Source organism: Enterobacter cloacae complex sp. SYL001 (assembly GCF_049237025.1).
In the GTDB taxonomy this organism is placed as follows: domain Bacteria; phylum Pseudomonadota; class Gammaproteobacteria; order Enterobacterales; family Enterobacteriaceae; genus Enterobacter; species Enterobacter intestinihominis.
The window spans coordinates 101,737-123,841 of the sequence record NZ_JBMKJI010000007.1 but is presented as its reverse complement, the minus strand read 5'-3'; the positions used below and the strand labels follow the sequence as shown (position 1 = coordinate 123,841).

The following is a 22,105-nucleotide window of genomic DNA, read 5'->3' as shown; positions in this document are numbered from 1 at the left end:
GGACAGTGGTTATGTTCAGGCAGTTGAGAAAAACACTGGTTGCGACACTGATTGCCGCCGTGACGGTGGGTCAGGTGTTGCCCGCTTTCGCTGACTCGTCCGATTCATTGCCGGACATGGGCACCACGGCAGGAAGCACGCTCTCCATCGGGCAGGAGATGCAGATGGGTGATTATTACGTACGCCAGCTGCGCGGCAGTGCTCCGCTGATTAACGACCCTTTGCTGGTGCAGTACATCAACGGTCTGGGGATGCGACTGGTGGCGCACGCAGACTCGGTAAAAACGCCCTTCCACTTCTATTTAATCAATAACGACGAAATCAACGCCTTCGCCTTCTTTGGCGGGAACGTGGTGCTGCATTCGGCGTTGTTCCGTTATTCCGATAACGAAAGCCAGCTGGCGTCCGTCATGGCGCACGAAATTTCGCACGTCACCCAGCGCCATCTGGCGCGTGCGATGGAAGATCAGAAGCGTAACGCCCCTCTGACCTGGGTGGGCGCGCTGGGCTCTATTCTGCTGGCGATGGCCAGCCCGCAGGCCGGGATGGCGGCGCTTACCGGGACGCTGGCGGGGACGCGTCAGGGGATGATCAGCTTTACCCAGCAGAACGAGCAGGAAGCAGACCGCATCGGCATTCAGGTTTTACAGCGTTCCGGCTTTGACCCGCAGGCCATGCCGAGCTTCCTGGAAAAACTGCTCGACCAGGCACGCTACTCGTCGCGCCCGCCTGAAATTCTGTTGACCCACCCGCTGCCGGAAAGTCGTCTCTCGGATGCGCGTAACCGTGCTAACCAGATGCGTCCGGTCGTCGTGCAGTCTTCGCAGGATTTCTACATGGCCAAAGTGAGAACGCTTGGCATGTACAACTCCGGACGTAATCAGCTCACCAGCGATCTGCTGGACGCGCTGGCGAAAGGCAACGTGCGCGAGAAGAACGCCGCGCAGTATGGTCAGGCACTCCAGGCGATGGAGGCCAGCAAGTACGATGAAGCGCGTAAAGCGCTACAGCCGCTGCTGGCGTCGGCGCCTGACAATCCGTGGTATCTCGACCTCGCAACCGATATCGATTTAGGACAGAAAAAAGCGACCGATGCGATCAACCGTCTGAAAGGGGCGAAAGACATTCGCAACAATCCGGTATTGCAACTTAACCTGGCGAACGCCTACTTACAGGGCGGCCAGCCCGGCGAGGCGGTGACCATTCTGAACCGCTATACCTTTAACAATAAAGATGACCAGAACGGCTGGGAGCTGCTCGCCCAGGCCCAGGGGCAACTGGGTAATCGCGATCAGGAGCTGGCCGCGCGTGCGGAAGGTCTGGCGCTGGCGGGGCGCCTCGATCAGGCCATTTCCCTGCTAAGCAGCGCCAGCTCACAGGTGAAGCTCGGCAGCCTGCAACAGGCCCGCTACGATGCGCGAATCGACCAGCTGCGTGGCCTGCAACAACGCTTTAAGCCGTACGAGAAGATGTAATAAAGGAGAAGTCATGACAGACGCGGTAAAAATTTACCATAACCCTCGCTGCTCCAAGAGCCGCGAGACTCTGAATCTGCTGAAGTCTAACGACATCGATCCGGAAGTGGTGTTGTATCTGGAGACGCCCCCGGACGCGCAGACGATCCGCCAGTTGCTGAAGATGCTGAACATGGGCAGCGCACGCGAGCTGATGCGTCAGAAAGAAGATCTGTATAAATCGCTCAATCTGAACGATACCAGTCTCACTGAAGATCGGCTGATTCAGGCGATGGTCGACAATCCAAAGCTGATTGAGCGCCCGATTGTCGTGGCGAACGGCAAGGCGCGTATCGGCCGTCCGCCGGAAGACGTACTCGGGATCGTCTAATCGTTACGCCGCAGCGCTTCCAGAAACGCCTGCGGCGTACTCTCCCCCAGCTTTTTCTGCGCTTTTCCCCGGTTGAAAAATTCACACAACTGGATCAACAGTTCTCCCGCCGGTTCACTATTCACGCGCGGAATGATCTCACGTAACGGCACGGTGACCTGAAGGGCAAGATAATACTGTGAATGCACTTTTACGATGACGTTATGCTCCGGCAAGTTCACTTCTAGCCCAAAAGTCTCAATAGATTGAATATCAGCCGGACAGGCAGCCAGCACCTCGTTCGTCCAGCGGGTCAGCAACTGCGGCGAGACACCGGCATAAAGCCGGGCGTAGCACCAGCCGCTGACGGGTTCACGCGCCCAGAGCAGGTGTTGCTCCCCACCGTCGTCCATATGCAGCGATAGCGGCTGATGATGCAGAAGTAGCTTCTGCGGCATGATACCGGCCTTCAGCGCCTTTTTGCCCTGCAACGACGCCCCCTTTTGTCTTACCGAAGCCGGTTTGAGGTAGCGGTTCAGGGTCGCGCGGGAAACGGCGATCCCGAGTCCGTCATTCACCAGCAGCAGCAGTTCATCCAGCGGTGCCCCAGTGATATCCCGCAGGGCATTTATCAGTGCCGCCTGCTCTTGTCTCAATGCTTTGTGTATCACTTTTGGCGTTGTGTGGTTATCCGAAACCTGGTCGCGGTTGCGCCAGCGCCTGACGGTGGTGACCGAGATCCCCAGTTCAACAGCTAGCTCTCTGTCGCTTTTATCTGACTGCTGAAGATAGCGACGGATACGCGGTGTGGTGGTGGCGTTAGCATGCAGTTTGATTTCCATCGCGTCTCTCTCCAAAACTAATCTTATGAGATTTATAGTAGAGCAGCGAATGCTTTGTGACCGATTTCACCTTTCGCTCGCCGCGCTTCACTGATAATCCACAGACATAACATAAACAACACCTCTCAATCTTGTACGGAATTCACAATGAACAATGTTCTGGGATTTCTTGAAGCAAAACTGATGCCGCTGGCGGCGAAAACGGCCCAGCAGCGTCATCTTGGGGCCATTCGTGGGGCCTACGTTTCATTCATGCCGTTTATCATCGTCGGCTCCATCCTGCTGGTGATCTCCTCCTTCCCGAATCAGGCCTATCAGCAGTTTATGTCTCAGGCCTTTGGTGAGAGCTGGAGTGCGATTATAGAGATTCCATTCAACGCGGTATTCTCAACCATGTCGCTGTTTATCAGCTTCCTGGTGGCCTACCGCCTGGCTGAGCACTATGGCGAGGACCGCATCTCCTGCGGCATCCTGGCGCTGGTCGCCTTCCTGATCCTGACGCCCTTTATCAAAGTGGCGGAAAACGGCGGCATTACCGTGATGCCGGTGGAGTGGATTGGCAGCAAAGGGTTGTTTGTGGCGATGATCGGTTCCCTGCTGTGGACGGAACTGTTCTGCTGGCTGAAGCGCAAAAAGCTGGTCATCAAAATGCCGGACGGCGTACCTCCGGCGGTGCAGGAGTCGTTCGCGGCGCTGATCCCGGCCCTGCTGGTGATGATTCTGGTGCTTATTATCCGCATCATATTTGAAAACACCCACTACCACACCATCCACCAGTTTATTTATGAAGTGGTTGCCACCCCGGTGCGCCACTACGGTACCTCTTATTTCGGTGCGCTGATGACCGTATTCAGTATCACCATTCTGTGGTCAGTGGGCATTAACTCCGGTTCGATGATCAACGGCATTATTCGCCCGCTGTGGATGGAAAACCAGACCGACAACATCGCCGCGATTCAGGCGGGAACGACGCCGCCGCACATCATCACCGAACAGTTTTTTGACATGATCTGGATGGGCGGCGCGGGCGCCACGCTGTCGCTGGTGATAGCGATGCTGATTTTCGCCCGCAGCAAAAACATGCGAGAGGTGGCGCGCCTCGGCGCAGGAGCCTCAGTGTTTAACATCAACGAACCGATCCTGTTTGGCCTGCCGGTGATCATGAACCCGATCATGCTCATCCCGTTTAATCTGGTGCCGCTGGTGCTGGTCACCGTGCAGTATACGGCGATGAAAATTGGCGCGGTCGCCGTCACCACCGGGGTGTTTATTCCCTGGACCCTGCCGCCGGTTATCAGCGGCTTTATCGTCACCGGGCACCTGAGCGGCAGCGTGATGCAGCTGATCAACCTGCTGATTGGCGCCATGCTGTACCTGCCTTTTATGCGTATCCTGGATAAACAGTACCGCGCCGCGGAGCTGACTACCGCTACGCAACCCGACACCACCCTTGCAAAACAGGAGTAAAGCATGTGGGGAATTATCGCAACCTGGCGAATGGCACTTGAAGGGGTAACGGAATCCGCGTCTGCCCTGGCGGCGGGAAAACCGGTCGCTTCGGCGGTGGTCGATGCCGTCGCTGCCGTGGAAGACTTTCCGCTGTATAAATCCGTCGGCTACGGTGGCCTGCCGACCGAGAACGGCGAGGTGGAGCTGGACGCGGCCTATATGGACGGCGACACGCTGGCGTTCGGCGCCGTGGGGAATCTGGTGGATATCGCCAACCCGGTGCGCGTGGCGCACGCGCTCAGCCGTCAACGCTATAACAGCCTGCTGGTCGGCCAGGGCGCGCGCGAATGGGCGCTGAGCCAGGGCTTTGCCGACAAAACTATGCTCACGGATCGCGCCATGCAGCACTATCGCAAGCGCTGCCGCGAAACGCTGGATAAGGGGTTAAGCCCCTACGACGGACATGACACCGTCGGCATCATTGGCCTTGATAAACAGGGTTCGATGAGCGTCGCCACCTCCACCAGTGGCCTGTTTATGAAAAAACGTGGTCGCCTCGGTGACTCACCCATCATCGGCTCCGGCTTTTACTGCGACAGCGAAACCGGCGCGGCCACCGCCACAGGCGTCGGTGAAGACCTGATGAAGGGCTGTACCAGCTACGAAATCGTTCGCCGGATGGCGCAAGGGATGACGCCGCAGCAGGCGGCGGATTCAGTCGTATTCGAACTGGAAGACAAGCTGATGTCGCGCTTCGGTCGCGCGGGCGATCTCTCCGTGGTGTGCATGAACAACCAGGGCGAATTTGGCGCCGCGACTAACATAAAAACCTTCTCGTTTGTGGTGGCGACGGCTCGCCAGCCCCTCACCGTTTTCCGTACTGAACGCCTGCGGGAGAAAACGCACTATCACGCGGTAGATGAGGAGTGGATGCAGGCCTATGCCGCGCGGATCCGCGCACCGATTGAGGAGTTATGATGATCACGTACCAGTTTATCAACGCGCTTTCAGACGCGAAGCCGCAGAGCCATTTGATTGCGCGCGCTGACAGTTCCCTGTTACCGGAAAGCGCTCTTGTCGCTGAAATGCGCCAGCAGAGCACCGTCGCGGACGCACGCTTTGGCTGCGCGCCGTTTGCCCGCATCACCCTGTTGCCGGACGCGCTCTGGCTTGACGCCCTGACCGAGGGGTTGCTCACCGCCCTGCGACCGCTGCTTGCCGCCCCCGCCAGCGCCGAACTCGTGCTGGACGTGACGGATATTGACGATGTGGTGCTGGCGCAGGTACTGCGTTTTCTCTTTAATCAGGCGCACAGGCTCAGTGACCTGAAGCTGAAGAAGACGGACGAAGCGCTGCGTCTTACCTGCATCGCTGCCCTCTGCCTGCCGGAACAGCAGGCGAAGCTGGAGACGACCTTCCGCCAGCAGCAGGCCATTGCGCTCGGCATGGTTGCGGCGCGACGTCTGGCGGATATGCCGTCCGACCGCTGCACGCCGCAGTTTGTGGTGGAAGAGGCGCAAAAACTGTGTGCCGCCAGCCCTGCCCTGCGCTGCGAAGTGTTGGATGAAACGCAAATTGTTGAGCAGGGGCTGGGGCTACTGCACGCCGTTGGCAAAGGGGCGACCTGCCCGCCGCGCCTGCTGGCTATTCACTATAACGGCGTGTCTGATGGCCCGGTGCGCTGCTACGTGGGAAAAGGCATTACCTTTGACACCGGCGGCCTGTGGCTGAAGGAAGGCGCGGGCATGTACACCATGAAATATGACATGTGCGGCGCGGCTAACGTGCTCGGGCTGATGCTGACCGTTGCGGAGCTGAAATTACCGGTGCGCATCATGGGCGTGCTGGCGCTGGCGGAAAACGCCATCGGCCCCGACGCCATGCAGCCCGGCACGGTGGCGATGGCCTGCAACGGCATTACGGTGGAAATCAACAATACCGATGCCGAGGGCCGGCTGGTGCTGGCTGACGCCATTGCCTGGGCCAGCCAGCGGTACCCGCAGGCCCGCTACATCATTGATATGGCGACTTTGACGGGCGCAGTGGTGAAAGCGCTGGGGTATGAGCTGAGCGGGCTGATGACCCAGGATGAACCGCTGCGCGCCGCGTTGACGCAGGCAGGTAAACGGAGCGGTGACGAGGTGTGGTCTCTGCCGCTGGACGCACGGCTGAAAAAGCAGACCGACAGCGCGATTGCCGATCTGTGCAATACGCCGACTAACAATGCGGCGATAAGCGCCTCGGCGGCGTGGCTGCTGCATCACTTCTGTCCACCGGCGATCCCATGGGCACATCTGGATATCAGCGGGACGGCGCTGTGGCGTGAGAACGGCAGAAGCATGGCGTCGGGAAGACCGATTCCGCTGCTGGTTGAGCACCTGATGGGGGATCTTTAGCCCGGTGGCGCTGCGCTTACCGGGCCTACGGGTGCCATATGTAGGCCGGGTAAGGCGCAGCCGCCACCCGGCATAACTACAGCTTAAGAATATCTTTCACAAACGGAATGGTCAGCTTGCGCTGGGCGGTGATGGAGGCGCGATCGAGCTGATCGAGCGTATCAAAGAGCGTGCGCATCTCCCGATCCAGACGCTTGAGCAGGAAGCGCCCTACGTCTTCCGGCAGTTCAAATCCGCGCAGTCTGGCGCGCAACTGAAGTGCCTGGAGTTTGTCTTCATCCGACAGCGGTTGCAGCTTGTAGATTTGCCCCCAGTCCAGACGAGACGCCAGATCCGGCAGCCCCAGATTGAGCTGACGCGGCGGACGATCGCCGGTGATCAGCAGCCGGGTTTTGCCCGACTCCAGAATGCGGTTGTAGAGGTTAAAGATCGCCATTTCCCACGGCTCGTCTCCCGCCACGCATTCAATATTATCGATGCAGACCAGGGAGAGATGTTCCATGCCCTCCAGCACTTCAGGCACAAACCAGGTGCGTTTATCCAGCGGCACATAGCCTACCGCGTCACCGCGCGCCGAAAGTTCCGCACAGGCGGCATGCAGCAGGTGGCTGCGTCCCGCGCCTTCGCGTGACCAGATATAGATGTATCCGCTGTGTTCCTGGCGCAGCACGTTTTGCAGTGCAGCCAGTAAAGAGGGGTTATCACCCGGCCAGAAACTCGCGAAAGTTTCGTCGTCAGGGAGATAAAGTGGCAGAGAGAGCTGTGCCGGTCCGTTCAGAAATACCTCAACCAGAGATCTTACATAAAATCGGAATGGAGTTTAACACGGAACCAGCAAGGAGAGAACCGGGCGGATCGTCCGCCCGGTTAAAGGATCAATGTGGTGCTTTTTCGCTATCGTCAGCGTCCAGGATTTCTTCTTCCGGACGAATGACCGAGATCAGCTTGAAAATCAGGCTTAGGCCCACGCCGACGATGGTCGCCAGCGCCATCCCCTTCAGCTCTGCCGCGCCGATGTGCACCTTCGCGCCGCTTACGCCGATGATCAGGATAACGGAGGTCAGGATCAGGTTCTGCGCCTTGCTGTAATCCACTTTGGATTCAATCAGCACGCGAATACCGGACGCACCGATCACCCCGTAAAGCAGCAGGGAAACGCCGCCCATCACCGGAACCGGGATAATCTGGATCGCCGCCGCCAGTTTGCCGACGCAGGAGAGCAGAATAGCGATGATCGCCGCGCCGCCGATAACCCAGGTGCTGTAGACGCGGGTGATCGCCATTACGCCGATGTTCTCCCCGTAAGTCGTGTTTGGCGTGGAGCCGAAGAAACCGGAGATAATGGTGGAGAAACCGTTGGCAAACATGGAGCGATGCAGGCCCGGGTCGCGGATCAGGTCACGCTTCACGATGTTCGCCGTCACCACCAGGTGGCCAACGTGCTCAGCAATCACCACCAGTGCAGCAGGCAGAATGGTGAAGATAGCAAACCATTCGAAGCGTGGGGTGTAGAAGGTCGGCAGCGCGAACCAGTGTGCCTCGGCAATCGGTGTGGTATCCACAACGCCCATCACGAAGGAGAGCGCGTAACCCGCCAGCACGCCGATCAGGATCGGGATAATCGCCATAAAGCCGCGGAACAGGACGGAACCGAAAACCGTCACGCCCAGCGTCACCAGCGAAATAATAATGGTTTTAGAATCCGGTGACTGACCGTCCGCAGGCAGCAGCCCAGCCATGTTCGCCGCGACACCCGCCAGTTCCAGGCCGATGACGGCAACGATTGCCCCCATTGCCGCAGGCGGGAACATCACGTCCAGCCAGCCGGTACCCGCTTTCTTCACGATGAAGGAGACCAGGCAGAACAGCACGCCGCACATGATAAAGCCGCCCAGCGCGACCTCGTAACCCAGCGGCAGCAACAGCAGTACCGGGGAGATAAACGCGAAGCTCGACCCGAGATAGGCCGGGATTTTGCCTTTACAGATGAAGAGGTAAAGCAGCGTACCGATGCCGTTAAACAGCAGCACGGTAGCCGGGTTAATGTGAAACAGGATTGGCACCAGCACGGTTGCGCCAAACATGGCGAACAGGTGCTGCAAACTAAGCGGGATTGTCTGTAAAAGCGGCGGTCTTTCACTCACCCCGATAGCACGGCGCGTCATAGTGTTTTCCTCTGAGTGTCATTGTTGGTTTTTATTCAAAAAAAAGCCGACTATCAAAGTCGGCTTCTTTATCGTTATTCGATTATTTAGTCCCAAAAATCTTATCGCCGGCATCGCCGAGCCCCGGGATGATGTACCCGTGCTCGTTCAGTCCCTGGTCGACAGACGCGGTATAGAGTTCAACGTCCGGGTGCGCTTTTTCCAGCGCCGCGATACCTTCCGGCGCCGCGACCAGCACCAGCACTTTGATGCTGCTGCAGCCTGCTTGTTTCAGCAGGTCAATGGTGGCGATCATCGAACCACCGGTCGCCAGCATCGGGTCAACTACCAGCGCCATACGCTCATCAATGTTAGAGACCAGCTTCTGGAAGTATGGGACCGGCTCAAGCGTCTCTTCGTTACGGTAGATACCTACCACGCTGATACGCGCGCTTGGGACGTGCTCCAGCACGCCTTCCATCATGCCCAGACCCGCACGCAGGATTGGCACAACGGTAATTTTTTTACCTTTGATCTGCTCAACCTGCACCGGGCCGTTCCAGCCTTCGATGGTCACTTTTTCCGTTTCCAGATCAGAGGTCGCTTCGTAGGTCAGCAGGCTACCCACTTCAGAAGCCAGTTCGCGAAAACGCTTCGTGCTGATGTCATGCTCACGCATCAGGCCCAACTTGTGTTTAACGAGTGGGTGTTTCACTTCCACAATCTTCATTCTCTTTCTCCTCTGAGGTGGCATCCGCAAAAAAATCGCGGGATTATACCGCTTTTTTCGGATTGCGCCATACCCATGTTGCTTGATGTACATCAATCAAAAACAAAAAAGCCGGAGGCTGGGCTCCGGTTTGGGTGCGGGGTCTTGCCCGGTGGCGCTGCGCTTACGCGGGCCTACGTGTAGTGTAGGTCGGGTAAGTATAAGCGCCACCCGACAATTACAGGTTATCGCCGTTGCTCGCAATCACCTGCTTATACCAGTCGAACGATTTCTTCTTGCTGCGGTTCAGCGTGCCGTTACCTTCGTTATCTTTATCGACAAAGATAAAACCGTAGCGTTTCTTCATCTCGCCAGTGCCGGCAGAGACCAGGTCGATACAGCCCCACGGGGTATAGCCCATCAGATCCACGCCGTCTTCCACCACCGCTTTTTTCATCTCGCGGATGTGGGCGGAAAGGTAGTCGATGCGGTACTGGTCGTTCACCGTGCCGTCGCTCTCCTGCACGTCGATCGCGCCAAAGCCGTTTTCCACAATAAACAGCGGCAGCTGATAGTGATCCCAGAACCAGTTCAGAGAGTAGCGCAGCCCGACAGGATCGATCTGCCAGCCCCAGTCCGATTTCTGCACGTACGGGTTAGAAACCAGGCTCTTGCTCTCGTCGTAATCCAGCGTCGGATTATCCGCCGTCGCTTTGGTGGCGAACGACATGTAGTAGCTGAACCCGATGTAATCCACGCAGCCCTGCGTCAACGCCACTTTATCTTCTTCGGTGATATCCAGCGCGAAGCCGCGACGTTCAAAGTAGTTGAGCAGATGCTGCGGATACTTGCCGCGCACGTGAACGTCGGTGAACCAGTAGCGGCGATGCATGGCGTTCATCGTCATCATCATGTCGTCCGGGGCACAGGTCAGCGGATAGATGGGGCACATGGCAATCATGCAGCCGATATGCAGTGACGGGTTGATCTCGCGCCCCGCTTTCACCGCCAGGGCACTGGCCACCAGCTCATAGTGCGCCGCCTGGAACATCACCGGCTCGCGATCTTCTTCCGGCGCATATTTCAGCCCGGAGTTGGTAAACGGCGCAAAGTCTTCGTGAAAGTTGGCCTGGTTATTGATCTCGTTAAAGGTCATCCAGTACTTCACTTTATGCTGATAGCGCTCAAAAACGACCTTCGCGAAGCGGACAAAGAAGTCGATCAGCTTACGGTTACGCCAGCCGCCGTATTCCGTTACCAGGTGGAAAGGCATCTCGAAGTGGGAAAGCGTGATCACCGGCTCGATGCCGTGCTTCAGGCACTCGTCGAAAAGATCGTCATAGAATTTGAGTCCCGCTTCGTTCGGCTCCAGCTCGTCGCCTTTCGGGAAGATACGCGTCCAGGCAATGGAGGTGCGGAAGCATTTGAACCCCATCTCGGCAAAGAGTTTGATGTCTTCTTTATAGCGGTGGTAAAAGTCGATGGCTTCGTGGTTTGGGTAATTTTTCCCCTCCAGCACGCCGTTGGTGATTTCACGCGGTACCCCGTGGGCGCCTGCCGTCATGACATCGGCAACGCTCACGCCCTTGCCGCCCTCTTTCCAGCCGCCTTCAAGCTGGTGCGCCGCAACGGCCCCACCCCACAGAAAACCTGCTTTAAATCCTGACATTCGCTTTCCCTCATTCTGCGTTATTTTCTGCAAAAACAGTTACAGAAACCGGTTTCATTTTGATGATGTGCAAAGGGGATAGCCGTTGCAAGCAGATCGCCGAAACCGGTTTCATTTTCGTGAACAGAGTCAAGTTTGTTGCCCTGGACAGTCCGCACAGAAAAAAAGATCCCCGCGCCGAGAATAGGCTCGCAAACGTTTGCCTGGACTGTTAGAATTGCGCCGATTTTTCTTACTAGCTATGCAATCGCGTGGGGATTTAAGCCGTGACCAACAAAACTTCTCTCAGCTACAAAGATGCCGGTGTTGATATTGACGCAGGTAATGCGCTGGTTGACCGAATCAAAGGTGTGGTGAAAAAAACCCGCCGCCCGGAAGTGATGGGTGGCCTGGGTGGATTCGGCGCACTGTGCGCGCTGCCGCAAAAATATCGTGAACCTGTGCTGGTCTCGGGTACGGATGGTGTCGGTACAAAACTGCGCCTGGCGATGGATCTTAAGCGTCACGATACGATTGGTATTGATCTGGTGGCGATGTGCGTCAACGACCTGGTGGTACAGGGCGCTGAGCCGCTGTTCTTCCTGGATTACTACGCGACCGGCAAGCTGGATGTGGATACCGCAGCCAGCGTCATTAACGGTATCGCCGAAGGCTGTCTGCAATCCGGCTGTGCGCTGGTCGGCGGTGAAACCGCTGAAATGCCTGGCATGTATCACGGAGAAGATTATGACGTCGCAGGCTTCTGCGTCGGCGTGGTAGAAAAATCAGAAATTATCGACGGCAGCAAAGTGGCTGACGGCGATGTGCTGGTTGCGCTGGCCTCCAGCGGTCCGCACTCCAACGGCTACTCTCTGGTGCGTAAGATCCTCGAAGTGAGCGGTTGCGACCCGCTGACCACCGAGCTGGACGGCAAACCGCTGGCCGATCACCTGCTGGCCCCGACCCGCATCTACGTGAAAAACGTGCTGGAGCTGATTGAGAACGTTGACGTGCACGCCATCGCTCACCTTACCGGCGGCGGCTTCTGGGAAAACATTCCGCGCGTGCTGCCGGACAATACCCAGGCGGTGATCGACGCCTCCTCATGGCAGTGGCCGTCCGTCTTCAACTGGCTGCAAACCGCAGGCAACGTGAGCGAGCATGAAATGTACCGCACCTTTAACTGCGGCGTAGGTATGGTTATCGCCCTGCCCGCCAGCGAAGCGGATAAAGCGGTTAAGCTGCTCACAGAAAAAGGTGAAAACGCGTGGAAAATCGGTACGATTAAAGCTTCCGATTCCGAACAGCGTGTGGTCATTGAATGAAAAACATCGTGGTGCTCATTTCCGGCAACGGAAGCAATTTGCAGGCAATCATAGACGCCTGCAAACAGAAGAAAATCAATGGCACCATTCGGGCAGTATTCAGCAACAAGGGCGATGCGTTCGGCCTTGAGCGCGCGCGGGAAGCGAACATTCCTGCGCACGCGCTGGAAGCCAGCCAGTTCGCCGGGCGTGAAGCCTTTGACCGTGAGCTGGTGCAGGAGATTGACGCCTACGCGCCTGACGTGGTGGTGCTGGCGGGCTACATGCGTATCCTGAGCCCGGCCTTCGTCGCGCATTACAACGGACGTTTGCTGAATATTCACCCTTCTCTTCTGCCGAAATATCCTGGCCTGCATACCCATCGTCAGGTGCTGGAGAACGGCGATGAGGAGCATGGGACCTCCGTGCATTTCGTTACCGACGAGCTGGACGGCGGTCCGGTCATTTTGCAGGCAAAAGTACCGGTCTTTGACGGTGACAACGAAGACGACGTGACGGAACGTGTACAGGCTCAGGAACACGCCATTTATCCGCTGGTGGTAAGCTGGTTTGTTGACGGCCGTCTTGAGATGCGCGACGGTGCCGCCTGGCTGGACGGCGTGAAGTTGCCCCCGCAGGGTCATGCGGCTGAAGAGTAGTTTGTTCTGTCGGGTGGCGCTGCGCTTACCCGACCTACATATTGCATTACCCGATATCCCCTTCTCCAACCCCCTAAAATCCCCAACAAAAAAAATAACTGTCATACTTTTCTGGCACTGTTGGACATATCGTGGAAATGCTCGCCATAATAAGGACGAGACGGATTTACCACGTCCTGTGATTGAACTGGAGTGTGAGCTGTAATGGGTCAGGAAAAGTTATATATCGAGAAAGAGCTAAGCTGGTTAGCATTCAACGAACGTGTACTTCAGGAAGCGGCCGATAAAAGCAACCCGCTGATTGAGCGTATGCGTTTTTTAGGCATCTATTCCAACAATCTGGATGAGTTCTACAAGGTTCGCTTCGCCGAACTGAAACGCCGAATCATCATCAGCGAAGAACAGGGCTTAAACTCCCACTCGCGGCATCTGCTTGGAAAAATCCAGTCTCGCGTCATGAAAGCCGATCAGGAATTTGATGGCCTCTATAACGAGCTGCTGCTGGAAATGGCACGCAACCAAATCTTCCTGATCAACGAACGCCAGCTCTCCGCGAATCAGCAAAACTGGCTGCGCCACTATTTCAAACACTATCTGCGCCAGCATATCACCCCGATTCTGATCAACCGTGAAACCGATCTGGTGCAGTTCCTGAAAGATGATTACACCTATCTGGCGGTAGAAATCATTCGTGGTGAGACCATTAACTACGCGCTGCTGGAAATACCGTCTGATAAAGTCCCGCGCTTTGTAAATCTGCCGCCGGAAACCCCGCGCCGACGTAAGCCGATGATCCTGCTGGATAACATTCTGCGCTACTGTCTGGACGATATCTTCAAAGGTTTCTTCGATTACGACGCGCTCAACGCCTACTCGATGAAGATGACCCGTGATGCCGAGTACGATCTGGTGCATGAGATGGAGGCCAGCCTGATGGAGCTGATGTCTTCCAGCCTCAAACAGCGCCTGACGGCAGAGCCGGTGCGTTTTGTCTATCAGCGCGATATGCCGGACGCGATGGTGGAGATGCTGCGCGATAAGCTGACCATCTCCCGCTACGACTCCATAATCCCCGGTGGGCGTTACCACAACTTTAAAGATTTCATTGGCTTCCCGAACGTCGGCAAAGCCAATCTGGTAAACAAACCGCTGCCGCGCCTGCGCCATATCTGGTTCGATAAATTTCGCAACGGGTTCGATGCCATCCGCGAGCGGGATGTGCTGCTCTACTATCCGTATCACACCTTTGAACACGTGCTGGAATTGCTGCGTCAGGCCTCGTTCGATCCGAACGTGCTGGCGATTAAAATCAACATTTATCGCGTGGCGAAAGATTCCCGCATCATCGATGCGATGATCCACGCAGCGCACAACGGCAAGAAAGTGACCGTGGTGGTTGAGCTCCAGGCTCGCTTCGACGAAGAGGCCAACATCCACTGGGCGCGCCGACTGACGGAAGCGGGCGTGCACGTCATCTTCTCCGCGCCGGGGCTGAAAATTCACGCCAAGTTGTTCCTGATCTCCCGTAAAGAGGGCGACGATGTGGTGCGCTACGCCCATATCGGTACCGGGAACTTTAACGAGAAAACCGCGCGTATTTACACCGACTATTCACTGCTGACTGCGGATGCCCGCATCACCAACGAAGTGCGTCGGGTGTTCAACTTCATTGAGAACCCGTACCGCCCGGTGAGCTTCGATTATCTGCTGGTGTCACCGCAGAACTCACGGCGCCTGCTGTACGATATGATCGACAAAGAGATTGCCAATGCGCAGAACGGCTTGTCGTCCGGCATCACGCTGAAGCTCAACAATCTGGTGGACAAAGGCCTGGTGGATCGCCTGTATGCGGCCTCCAGCTCCGGCGTTCCGGTAAATCTGCTCATTCGCGGCATGTGCTCGCTCATTCCGGAACTGGAAGGCATCAGCGACAACATCCGCGTGATCAGCATTGTGGATCGCTATCTTGAACACGATCGCGTCTATATTTTCGATAACGCCGGTGATAAGCGCGTATACCTCTCGTCCGCCGACTGGATGACGCGTAATATTGATTACCGTATTGAAGTGGCGGCACCGCTGCTGGATCCTCGCCTGAAGCAGCGTATCCTGGACATTATCGAGATCCTGTTCAGCGATACGGTGAAAGCACGTTATATCGACAAAGAACTCAGTAATCGCTATGTACCGCGCGGCAATCGCCGTAAAGTGCGGTCGCAGCTGGCGATTTACGATTACATCAAATCACTTGAGCAACCCGATTAACCTATGCCAATAAACGATAATACCCCACGCCCGCAGGAGTTCGCTGCGGTCGATCTTGGCTCAAACAGTTTCCATATGGTCATCGCCCGCGAGGTGGATGGCGCGATGCAGATCATCGGTCGTCTGAAGCAGCGCGTGCATCTGGCCGATGGGCTCGACGCGCGTAACATGCTGAGCGAAGAGGCAATGGAGCGCGGGCTTAACTGCCTGTCGCTGTTCGCAGAACGTCTGCAAGGCTTTTCGCCGTCCAGCGTCTGCATCGTCGGGACGCATACGCTACGCCAGGCGCTGAACGCGCCGGAATTTCTTAAGCGCGCGGAAAAGGTTATCCCCTACCCGATTGAGATCATCTCTGGTAACGAAGAAGCGCGCCTGATTTTTATGGGCGTGGAGCATACGCAGCCGGAAAAAGGCCGCAAGCTGGTGATTGATATCGGCGGAGGCTCAACCGAACTGGTGATTGGCGAAGATTTCGAGCCGCGTCTGGTTGAAAGCCGCCGTATGGGCTGCGTCAGCTTCGCGCAAATGTATTTTCCGGGCGGCGTCATCACCCGCGAAAACTTCCAGCGCGCGCGCATGGCCGCCGTGCAAAAACTGGAAAATCTGGCCTGGCAGTATCGTATTCAGGGCTGGAACGTGGCGCTGGGCGCATCGGGGTCGATTAAAGCGGCCCATGAAGTGCTGCTGGCGATGGGTGAAAAGGACGGGTTTATTACGCCTGAGCGCCTGGTGAAACTCACCGAAGAGGTGCTTAAGCACAAGAGCTTCGACGCCCTGAGTCTGCCGGGCTTGTCCGACGAGCGTAAAGCGGTGTTCGTACCGGGGCTGGCGATCCTCTGCGGCGTGTTTGACGCGATGGCGATCAAAGAGCTGCGCCTCTCTGACGGCGCCCTGCGCGAAGGTGTGCTGTATGAGATGGAAGGCCGTTTCCGTCATCAGGATATTCGCAGCCGCACCGCGCAGAGCCTTGCCAACCAGTACAATATCGACCGCGAACAGGCGAAACGGGTGCTGGAAACCACGGTTCAGATGTACGAGCAGTGGGAGGAGCAGAATCCAAAGCTGGCGCATCCGCAGCTGGCCGCGCTGTTAAAATGGGCCGCGATGCTGCATGAGGTGGGGCTGAACATTAACCACAGCGGAATGCATCGCCATTCAGCCTATATTCTGCAAAATAGCGATCTGCCTGGCTTCAACCAGGAGCAGCAAACCATGATGGCGACGCTGGTACGCTATCACCGCAAAGCCATCAAGCTCGACGATCTGCCGCGCTTTACGCTATTTAAGAAAAAGCAGTTCCTGCCACTCATTCAGCTTCTGCGCCTGGGCGTGCTGCTCAATAATCAGCGACAGGCGACCACCACGCCGCCGACACTGAAGCTTAAAACGGATGACTATCACTGGACGCTGAGCTTCCCGCACGACTGGTTTAGCCAGAACGCGCTGGTGCTGCTGGATCTGGAAAAAGAGCAGCAGTACTGGGAAGCGGTCACCGGCTGGCTGTTGAAGATTGAAGAAGAGAGTTCTGAGGCGGCAGCGTAACGGCTAAGGCGCTCTCCTGAGAAGGCTGTGTTTCGAGCAACGTATCAAGCTCAACTGGCAACCCAATCAAGTAGCCCTGCACATAATCGATACCTAGCGCGTGCACCGCGCTACGTATCTCTTCTGTTTCCACACATTCCGCCACCACCAGCATTTTCTTCATCCGGGCCAGATGGCAAATGGATGCCACGATCTGGTAATCCAGGCTGTTGCTGACAATATTGCGAATAAAGCCGCCGTCGATTTTGAGAATGTCGGCGTCCACGCTTTTTAACCGCGCATAGCTGGCGTAGCCGGTGCCAAAATCATCAATGGCGATCCGTATTCCCATTTTTTGCAATTGCCTGAGGGTGGATGCCGCCAGATCCGCATGACCAAAGGCGCTACTTTCGGTCACTTCAAAGATCAGCTGCCATGCTTCAACGGCATATCTGGCTAACAGGCGGCTCACTTCAAGCGGGAACTGCGCCCGGTAGACGGTTGAAGGTGCGAGGTTGATGGCAAAGCGCTGGCCCGGCAAACGCTGGCGGTGCTGTGCCAGGAAACTCAACGTACGCTCCAGTACCCATAAATCGACACGCGACGATAAACCAAACTCCTGTGCTATGGGCAGGAACTGCTCGGGAAAGATCAGCGCCCCGTTATCATCACGCATTCGCAGCAGCACTTCGTGGTAATGATCGCCGCGCAGGCCGCGAACAGGCTGAACTAACAGGCTAAAAGCATTCTGCTCCAGCGCTGTCTGCAAACGGCTCATCATCGCCACCTTATCTTTCAGGCTACGCTGCAAGTGAACAGCCCCGCGCTGCTGAAGATTTTCCGGGTGATTCGTTGAGAGGGAGAGGTCAGCCACGATGCCCAGTTCCCCCAGCACCAGATAGAGGTGATTGACGGGTGAGCGTACATAGCAGTAGCTCACGCCAACCTGAGGCTGCACCGGCATACCATCCCAGATAAAAACAAACTGCTTAATATGCTCGTCCAGCGTCTCAATGCGCTGTTGATGCGACTCCGCCTCCAGTCGCACCGCCATGTCATATCCGGTGAGGTGATAGACTTGCTCTTTTGGCTGAAGGGTGCCATTTATCCATTGCGCCAGCTGCTGCTTATACTGGATCCGTAGCAGTACGCCGTAATTACGCCCCAGCACTTCCAGCTCGGGCACGCGCAGTAAACAGAGCGCCGACCAGGGGTTACTGGCCAGCTCTCGCGACAGCGCCCGCAGGTTGGGCATATGCACCACCGGATCGAGAAAAGCCTGACTGCGGGAGCGAATATTGATGGTCCGCTGGCGTGTCGCCAGCATCGACATGTACGTCACAACGAAGGAAAAGACCAGATAGCTGGATGAGGTGATCGCCAGCTGAATGCCATAACCCCCCTGCACCGGAATGTAGTGATAAAAAAAGTGAATCGACACCAGCAGGACCGGCGTCCAGATGATTGACATCAGCTTGTAGCCAAAGCGCATCGCCCCCCAGAGCATCACGGGCATCAGCAGTGACAAAGTGTAGTTGGTGCTGAAAATGGAACTGTTTTCATTCATGGGCAGCAGCAGCATGGCCAGCAACCCACCAAGAGCTAAAAACCACACCACAAACTCAACGGCCGTCACCTTTTTGTCTATTTGCGTGCGGAGCTGGGACATCAGTCCCTTGATATAGCGCGGATGACGTATCAGGCGGATCAGCAGGTAGCTTAGCGGCACACCCGTCAGCCCGCTCACCAGCAGCCCCTGATAGTTAATAAGGGTCCGAATATTGAGGGGATTCAATCCTGCAAGGCTCTGGCGGCTCTCATAGACCCCGAGATAAACCGCAAACTGAAATAGCACCAGAAAAAGCGTTGCCGGGCAAAACACCTGCCAGAAGATACGTTGCCCCATCAGGCGTATGTCACCGTAAGCGGTCATATTGCGTCGGGGCGCAAACACGCGGTAACCGCCCCAGCTGAGCACCAGGGGGACGATAAAATGTAGAATGCCGGTCACGGTTTCAAACAGCCCAACGGACGGGTAATAACGTAAAAACAGCGACACCACCACTCCGGGAAGGGCTTCCAGGCCAAAGAACAACATCAGCGTCAGCAGAAAGGAGAGCGGGAGATAATAGAGCGCAACGATACCGTCGCCCAGCTGCGTTAAGGTATTAGCCACACTAAGCACCGGGAGTAACACGACGGGTAATATAAGAGGAAGTGCCCACCAGCGGTCTTTATTTTGCTTCAGGATGTGGTGAATATTCATAGATGCTCGTTTACAACCCTTGCGCTCCAGAGGGTAAATGAAGACAGGCATCCAACCTGACGTACACGATGCCCGGAAAATTCCTGGCAAGCACAGTGGAGGTGGGATTTTAAATATCAACGACGAGATGCCGTTGACCTAAATCAAATTAATTTATCTGAATAAACATTTCTTACGTTTTATTTGAATATTTTTCCTGTAATTATCAATGCGATAAATAAAAGCGTTGTTTTTAATAACATAAATTAATGTAAGCATTGACGGTATTTTACATTTCGCTGAATTGACCCCGACTTGCGGCTGTGCCTTAATAGCCGTATCGCCCAAAAGGGTATACTCAGGAAAAGAAAGTGAGTCAGGCTACGCGTATGCGAAAACGACATCGATTTAACACCCGGATGACCCGCATCATACTGCTCATCAGTTTCCTGTTTTTCTTTGGCCGCTTTGTTTATTCCTCCATTGGCGCCTGGTATCACCATCAGGACAAAATTCAGTCGCAGCAATCAGGTCTTGTAGTGGATTCGCCCGAGCGCTAAAGCATGTTCGCTCCAGGCAGACAAACTGTATCGCACTGTATCCCGAGCGCTACGCAGACAAACCGGTACAAAACACCCGCAAAAGCAAACATCCCCGATACATAAAAATGGTCTTCTGTGTCCATCGCCATAATAAACCGATGAGGAGAGACACCGATGATTCGTCGATATTTCCTGCTTCCTGTATTTGCGCTGACGTCCTTTGCTGGCGCACTGGCCGTACCGTTGGATGGCCTGAGCGCCGCTGATGTTAATGGCCCGGCCGCCGTAGCGCCGCAGGAAAAACCCCAGCCGCCAGCAAAACTGATCGTCGACCCACCGCTGGCGGGACCGCTGAGTAAAGGTGCGGTCTTTATTCAGTACCGCGTCGAAAACCTGCGCATTGAACCTGTATTTGGACCCGACGCGCTGAAAGTCACTCCGCGTATCGGCCATATTCACGTAGTGGTGGATGACGCGCCCTGGCACTGGGCTGAAACCAGCGGCGAGCCGGTGATCCTGGTCGGGCTGCCCGCCGGGAAACACAAGGTAACCATCATCGTTGCCGACCCGACGCATAAGCCCATCGACCATAAAACCGTTGAATTCACCGTACCGCCCCACGCGGCGGTTCATCACTTTTAAGGAGCCTGTTATGAAAGCATTGTCTGTATTAACAGCGGCGCTGCTGGCGGTTTCCACCACCACGCTGGCAGAGACGAAAGCCAGCGTGGTGCTGGTGCACGGGGCGTTTGCCGACGGGAGCAGCTGGAATAAGGTGATCACCCGGCTGCAAAAACACCATACCGAGGTCATTGCGGTACAACTTCCGCTCACGTCTCTGAAAGATGATGTCGCCGCCACGCAGCGTGCTATTGCCCGGGCTCATGGGGATGTGGTGCTGGTCGGTCACTCCTGGGGCGGGACGGTAATCAGCGAGGCGGGAAACAATGCCCGCTGAAGTCACTGGTTTACGTTGCCGCTTTTGCGCCGGATTCCGGCCAGTCGACGGCAGAACTGGCAAATAGCTTCCCTGCTCCGCCAGGGAGCGCCAGCCTCGCTAAAACGGCAGAGGGGTATTTATATCTGCCGACAAAAGCGGTCAGCGAGAATTTTGCCCCTGACGTGAAGGACGTTGAGCGCAGCGTGATTGCCGCGACGCAGAGCCCCATTAAGGCCAATGCGTTTGGGGAGAAAGTCGCGCATGCCGCCTGGCATGACAAACCGAGCTGGTATGTGGTCAGCAAAAATGACCGGATGATCAATCCTGAGCTTGAGCGCGCAATGGCAAAGAAAATCAACGCCAACACCACGGAGGTTGCGGCAAGCCATGTATCGATGGTCAGCCAGCCGGACGTTGTTACCCGTACGATTGAACAGGCGTTATCGGGTCAACAGTGATAAAAAAAGCCCGCATGATGAACGGTCCGACTTCGGGCCACGCCATCCTACGGGCTTTATGTACTTCCGGCTCCTGTAACGGGGTTATGTGCGGTTTTGTCACAAACGCGCCTTCGCCCTCACTGAACCATCAGAAGCTATACGTCACCTTCAAACTTCCCACAGGAGACGTTTTTCGCTGAACAATGGGGCTATCGCCCGCCTCTCCCGTCAGCTGCGTAACGCCAGCTGCGGCAAGCAGGCTCCAGCGGGAGGTGAGCTTATGGGTCCAGTCCAGGTTCAGCGAATAGGCGTATATGCCCGATCCGGCATCATGTCGGGCAAATCCCGATGCGGCCGACTGGGCGGCGCTGACCCCGTAGTACGTTTGCATGTACTTGCTGGATCCCCAGCTGCCGGTCAGCGCCAGCGTCACCGAGTTTTCAGGAGAGGTGTAGAGCGGGCTGGCAATGCCGAAGTGCACAGCCTCACCGTTGTCTCTTTCCGAAACCGGGACCTCAGCATGCATCTGCACGTTAAGCCAGTCAGTTATCCTGTACCCCAGCCCCGGCACAACGACGGCCGAGCCTTTGATGTCACCCATCCCCCGCAGGTAGTCGCTGCCGGAGGCGATTGAATCGCTGCTTACGTCGCGATCCTTACGTCCTGCGCGATAGCTCAGCGCAGCGCTGTAATCCAGGTTGCCAACGCGGTTGCCGTAGCCGAGCCCGCGGGTGGTACTGATAAAGAACCCATTTGCCATCGCGTAATCAACCACCTGAGCCGCAGTAACGCGGCTCTTATCCGAACCGGAATAGCGTGGCGCAACATCCACGCCGCCCCCCAGGGTTAAAACGTTGCCCTGGCGCTGCCCGGCCGCCAGCGCCGGGGTAGCCAGTAACGCCAGGACGGCCCCCGACAGGATGCTTTTCACGCTGCGACCGATGAGTGAACGGGGGAACCTGTGACGCAGTTTGCAGTTTCTCATTAAAGAAGCCCTTTTTGGATTCAGATGGTTACGATTCAGGCGGTGTTAAACGCCAGCGCGCTCATTCTGAATACCCTCCCTAAGGTTCTTATGAGCCGAAAATGAAGAAACGCTGAAGCACGTGCTGGTTATGTAAAGCTAAATGATTTCCTGATACCGTTTTTTTCTTAAGCTGTTCTTCATCCACTGCTG

Annotated in this window: 18 protein-coding genes and 1 pseudogene; 12 read left to right on the top strand and 7 right to left on the bottom strand. The window is 56.2% G+C overall.

Annotation, left to right across the window (positions count from 1 at the left end):
- The first annotated feature begins 11 nt into the window (after positions 1-11).
- Both bepA and arsC read left to right on the top strand, forming a co-directional pair.
- Positions 12-1,475, top strand: coding sequence for a beta-barrel assembly-enhancing protease (bepA, locus tag ACOTZP_RS09695; RefSeq protein WP_003860547.1), 1,464 nt, complete (start codon positions 12-14; stop codon positions 1,473-1,475).
- Between the two features lie 13 nt (positions 1,476-1,488).
- The gene (gene arsC, locus ACOTZP_RS09690) at positions 1,489-1,845 is read left to right on the top strand and encodes an arsenate reductase (glutaredoxin) (RefSeq protein ID WP_022648973.1); all 357 of its coding nucleotides are present in this window, start codon (positions 1,489-1,491) and stop codon (positions 1,843-1,845) included.
- Here arsC and ACOTZP_RS09685 read toward each other — a convergent pair.
- Positions 1,842-2,666, bottom strand: a complete 825-nt coding sequence (locus tag ACOTZP_RS09685; protein ID WP_023300674.1) for a hypothetical protein — start codon at positions 2,664-2,666, stop codon at positions 1,842-1,844. The genes arsC and ACOTZP_RS09685 overlap by 4 nt on opposite strands.
- A 147-nt stretch (positions 2,667-2,813) precedes the next feature.
- On the opposite strand from ACOTZP_RS09685, the gene celB reads away from it, so the two are divergent.
- The 3 genes from celB to ACOTZP_RS09670 are packed head-to-tail and all read left to right on the top strand — an operon-like array spanning position 2,814 to position 6,511.
- Entirely contained in the window at positions 2,814-4,133 is a 1,320-nt protein-coding gene (gene celB / locus ACOTZP_RS09680; RefSeq protein WP_048966874.1) for a PTS cellobiose transporter subunit IIC, read from the top strand.
- 3 nt (positions 4,134-4,136) lie between these two features.
- Positions 4,137-5,093 carry a N(4)-(beta-N-acetylglucosaminyl)-L-asparaginase gene (locus ACOTZP_RS09675; protein WP_271074802.1) on the top strand — a complete coding sequence of 319 codons (957 nt, stop codon included), beginning with the start codon at positions 4,137-4,139 and terminating at the stop codon, positions 5,091-5,093.
- Positions 5,093-6,511, top strand: coding sequence for a leucyl aminopeptidase family protein (locus ACOTZP_RS09670; protein WP_271074828.1), 1,419 nt, complete (start codon positions 5,093-5,095; stop codon positions 6,509-6,511). Before ACOTZP_RS09675 ends, ACOTZP_RS09670 begins: the two co-directional genes overlap by 1 nt.
- 76 nt (positions 6,512-6,587) lie before the next feature.
- Here ACOTZP_RS09670 and ACOTZP_RS09665 read toward each other — a convergent pair whose 3' ends face one another.
- From ACOTZP_RS09665 to ACOTZP_RS09650, 4 genes are all read right to left on the bottom strand, one after another.
- Complete coding sequence (locus ACOTZP_RS09665) at positions 6,588-7,289, bottom strand: DnaA inactivator Hda (RefSeq protein WP_211482948.1); 702 nt, start codon at positions 7,287-7,289, stop codon at positions 6,588-6,590.
- A gap of 97 nt (positions 7,290-7,386) precedes the next feature.
- Positions 7,387-8,676, bottom strand: a complete 1,290-nt coding sequence (gene uraA, locus ACOTZP_RS09660; RefSeq protein WP_022648978.1) for a uracil permease — start codon at positions 8,674-8,676, stop codon at positions 7,387-7,389.
- Between the two features lie 82 nt (positions 8,677-8,758).
- Positions 8,759-9,385 carry a uracil phosphoribosyltransferase gene (upp, locus tag ACOTZP_RS09655; protein WP_022648979.1) on the bottom strand — a complete coding sequence of 209 codons (627 nt, stop codon included), beginning with the start codon at positions 9,383-9,385 and terminating at the stop codon, positions 8,759-8,761.
- A 217-nt stretch (positions 9,386-9,602) separates the two neighbouring features.
- The gene (locus ACOTZP_RS09650; RefSeq protein ID WP_271074803.1) at positions 9,603-11,033 is read right to left on the bottom strand and encodes a 6-phospho-beta-glucosidase; all 1,431 of its coding nucleotides are present in this window, start codon (positions 11,031-11,033) and stop codon (positions 9,603-9,605) included.
- A gap of 266 nt (positions 11,034-11,299) precedes the next feature.
- On the opposite strand from ACOTZP_RS09650, the gene purM reads away from it, so the two are divergent.
- The 4 genes from purM to ppx all read left to right on the top strand — a co-directional run bounded on the left by purM (position 11,300) and on the right by ppx (position 16,782).
- Positions 11,300-12,337: a phosphoribosylformylglycinamidine cyclo-ligase gene (gene purM, locus ACOTZP_RS09645; RefSeq protein WP_023300680.1), complete on the top strand. Its 1,038-nt coding sequence runs from the start codon at positions 11,300-11,302 to the stop codon at positions 12,335-12,337.
- Complete coding sequence (gene purN / locus ACOTZP_RS09640) at positions 12,334-12,975, top strand: phosphoribosylglycinamide formyltransferase (protein ID WP_271074804.1); 642 nt, start codon at positions 12,334-12,336, stop codon at positions 12,973-12,975. The genes purM and purN overlap by 4 nt, the downstream gene beginning before the upstream one ends.
- Positions 12,976-13,179: 204 nt before the next feature.
- Positions 13,180-15,240, top strand: coding sequence for a polyphosphate kinase 1 (gene ppk1 / locus ACOTZP_RS09635; RefSeq protein WP_006811494.1), 2,061 nt, complete (start codon positions 13,180-13,182; stop codon positions 15,238-15,240).
- 3 nt (positions 15,241-15,243) lie between these two features.
- On the top strand, positions 15,244-16,782 hold the full coding sequence (gene ppx, locus ACOTZP_RS09630) for an exopolyphosphatase (protein ID WP_421633700.1): 1,539 nt from the start codon (positions 15,244-15,246) through the stop codon (positions 16,780-16,782).
- Here the strand turns inward: ppx and ACOTZP_RS09625 are convergent.
- Entirely contained in the window at positions 16,730-19,027 is a 2,298-nt protein-coding gene (locus ACOTZP_RS09625; RefSeq protein ID WP_063149259.1) for an EAL domain-containing protein, read from the bottom strand. The two genes, ppx and ACOTZP_RS09625, sit on opposite strands and share 53 nt — an antisense overlap.
- A gap of 368 nt (positions 19,028-19,395) precedes the next feature.
- Here ACOTZP_RS09625 and ACOTZP_RS09620 point away from each other — a divergent pair, with 368 nt between their 5' ends.
- The 3 genes and pseudogenes from ACOTZP_RS09620 to ACOTZP_RS09610 all read left to right on the top strand — a co-directional run bounded on the left by ACOTZP_RS09620 (position 19,396) and on the right by ACOTZP_RS09610 (position 20,946).
- Complete coding sequence (locus ACOTZP_RS09620) at positions 19,396-19,566, top strand: YfgG family protein (protein WP_017383512.1); 171 nt, start codon at positions 19,396-19,398, stop codon at positions 19,564-19,566.
- Between the two features lie 156 nt (positions 19,567-19,722).
- Complete coding sequence (locus tag ACOTZP_RS09615; protein ID WP_126315058.1) at positions 19,723-20,190, top strand: DUF6130 family protein; 468 nt, start codon at positions 19,723-19,725, stop codon at positions 20,188-20,190.
- Between the two features lie 10 nt (positions 20,191-20,200).
- Positions 20,201-20,946 (top strand): annotated as a pseudogene (locus ACOTZP_RS09610) (alpha/beta fold hydrolase).
- Positions 20,947-21,076: 130 nt separating this feature from the next.
- On the opposite strand, the gene ACOTZP_RS09605 reads toward ACOTZP_RS09610, so the two are convergent.
- Complete coding sequence (locus tag ACOTZP_RS09605) at positions 21,077-21,913, bottom strand: MipA/OmpV family protein (RefSeq protein ID WP_271074805.1); 837 nt, start codon at positions 21,911-21,913, stop codon at positions 21,077-21,079.
- Positions 21,914-22,105: the final 192 nt, after the last annotated feature.

Coding starts and splice junctions, on each gene's coding strand:
- bepA (WP_003860547.1), top strand. CDS start 12: ATGTTCAGGCAGTTGAGAAAAACACTGGTTGCGACACTGATTGCCGCC.
- arsC (WP_022648973.1), top strand. CDS start 1,489: ATGACAGACGCGGTAAAAATTTACCATAACCCTCGCTGCTCCAAGAGC.
- ACOTZP_RS09685 (WP_023300674.1), bottom strand. CDS start 2,666: ATGGAAATCAAACTGCATGCTAACGCCACCACCACACCGCGTATCCGT.
- celB (WP_048966874.1), top strand. CDS start 2,814: ATGAACAATGTTCTGGGATTTCTTGAAGCAAAACTGATGCCGCTGGCG.
- ACOTZP_RS09675 (WP_271074802.1), top strand. CDS start 4,137: ATGTGGGGAATTATCGCAACCTGGCGAATGGCACTTGAAGGGGTAACG.
- ACOTZP_RS09670 (WP_271074828.1), top strand. CDS start 5,093: ATGATCACGTACCAGTTTATCAACGCGCTTTCAGACGCGAAGCCGCAG.
- uraA (WP_022648978.1), bottom strand. CDS start 8,676: ATGACGCGCCGTGCTATCGGGGTGAGTGAAAGACCGCCGCTTTTACAG.
- upp (WP_022648979.1), bottom strand. CDS start 9,385: ATGAAGATTGTGGAAGTGAAACACCCACTCGTTAAACACAAGTTGGGC.
- ACOTZP_RS09650 (WP_271074803.1), bottom strand. CDS start 11,033: ATGTCAGGATTTAAAGCAGGTTTTCTGTGGGGTGGGGCCGTTGCGGCG.
- purN (WP_271074804.1), top strand. CDS start 12,334: ATGAAAAACATCGTGGTGCTCATTTCCGGCAACGGAAGCAATTTGCAG.
- ppk1 (WP_006811494.1), top strand. CDS start 13,180: ATGGGTCAGGAAAAGTTATATATCGAGAAAGAGCTAAGCTGGTTAGCA.
- ppx (WP_421633700.1), top strand. CDS start 15,244: ATGCCAATAAACGATAATACCCCACGCCCGCAGGAGTTCGCTGCGGTC.
- ACOTZP_RS09625 (WP_063149259.1), bottom strand. CDS start 19,027: ATGAATATTCACCACATCCTGAAGCAAAATAAAGACCGCTGGTGGGCA.
- ACOTZP_RS09620 (WP_017383512.1), top strand. CDS start 19,396: ATGCGAAAACGACATCGATTTAACACCCGGATGACCCGCATCATACTG.
- ACOTZP_RS09615 (WP_126315058.1), top strand. CDS start 19,723: ATGATTCGTCGATATTTCCTGCTTCCTGTATTTGCGCTGACGTCCTTT.
- ACOTZP_RS09605 (WP_271074805.1), bottom strand. CDS start 21,913: ATGAGAAACTGCAAACTGCGTCACAGGTTCCCCCGTTCACTCATCGGT.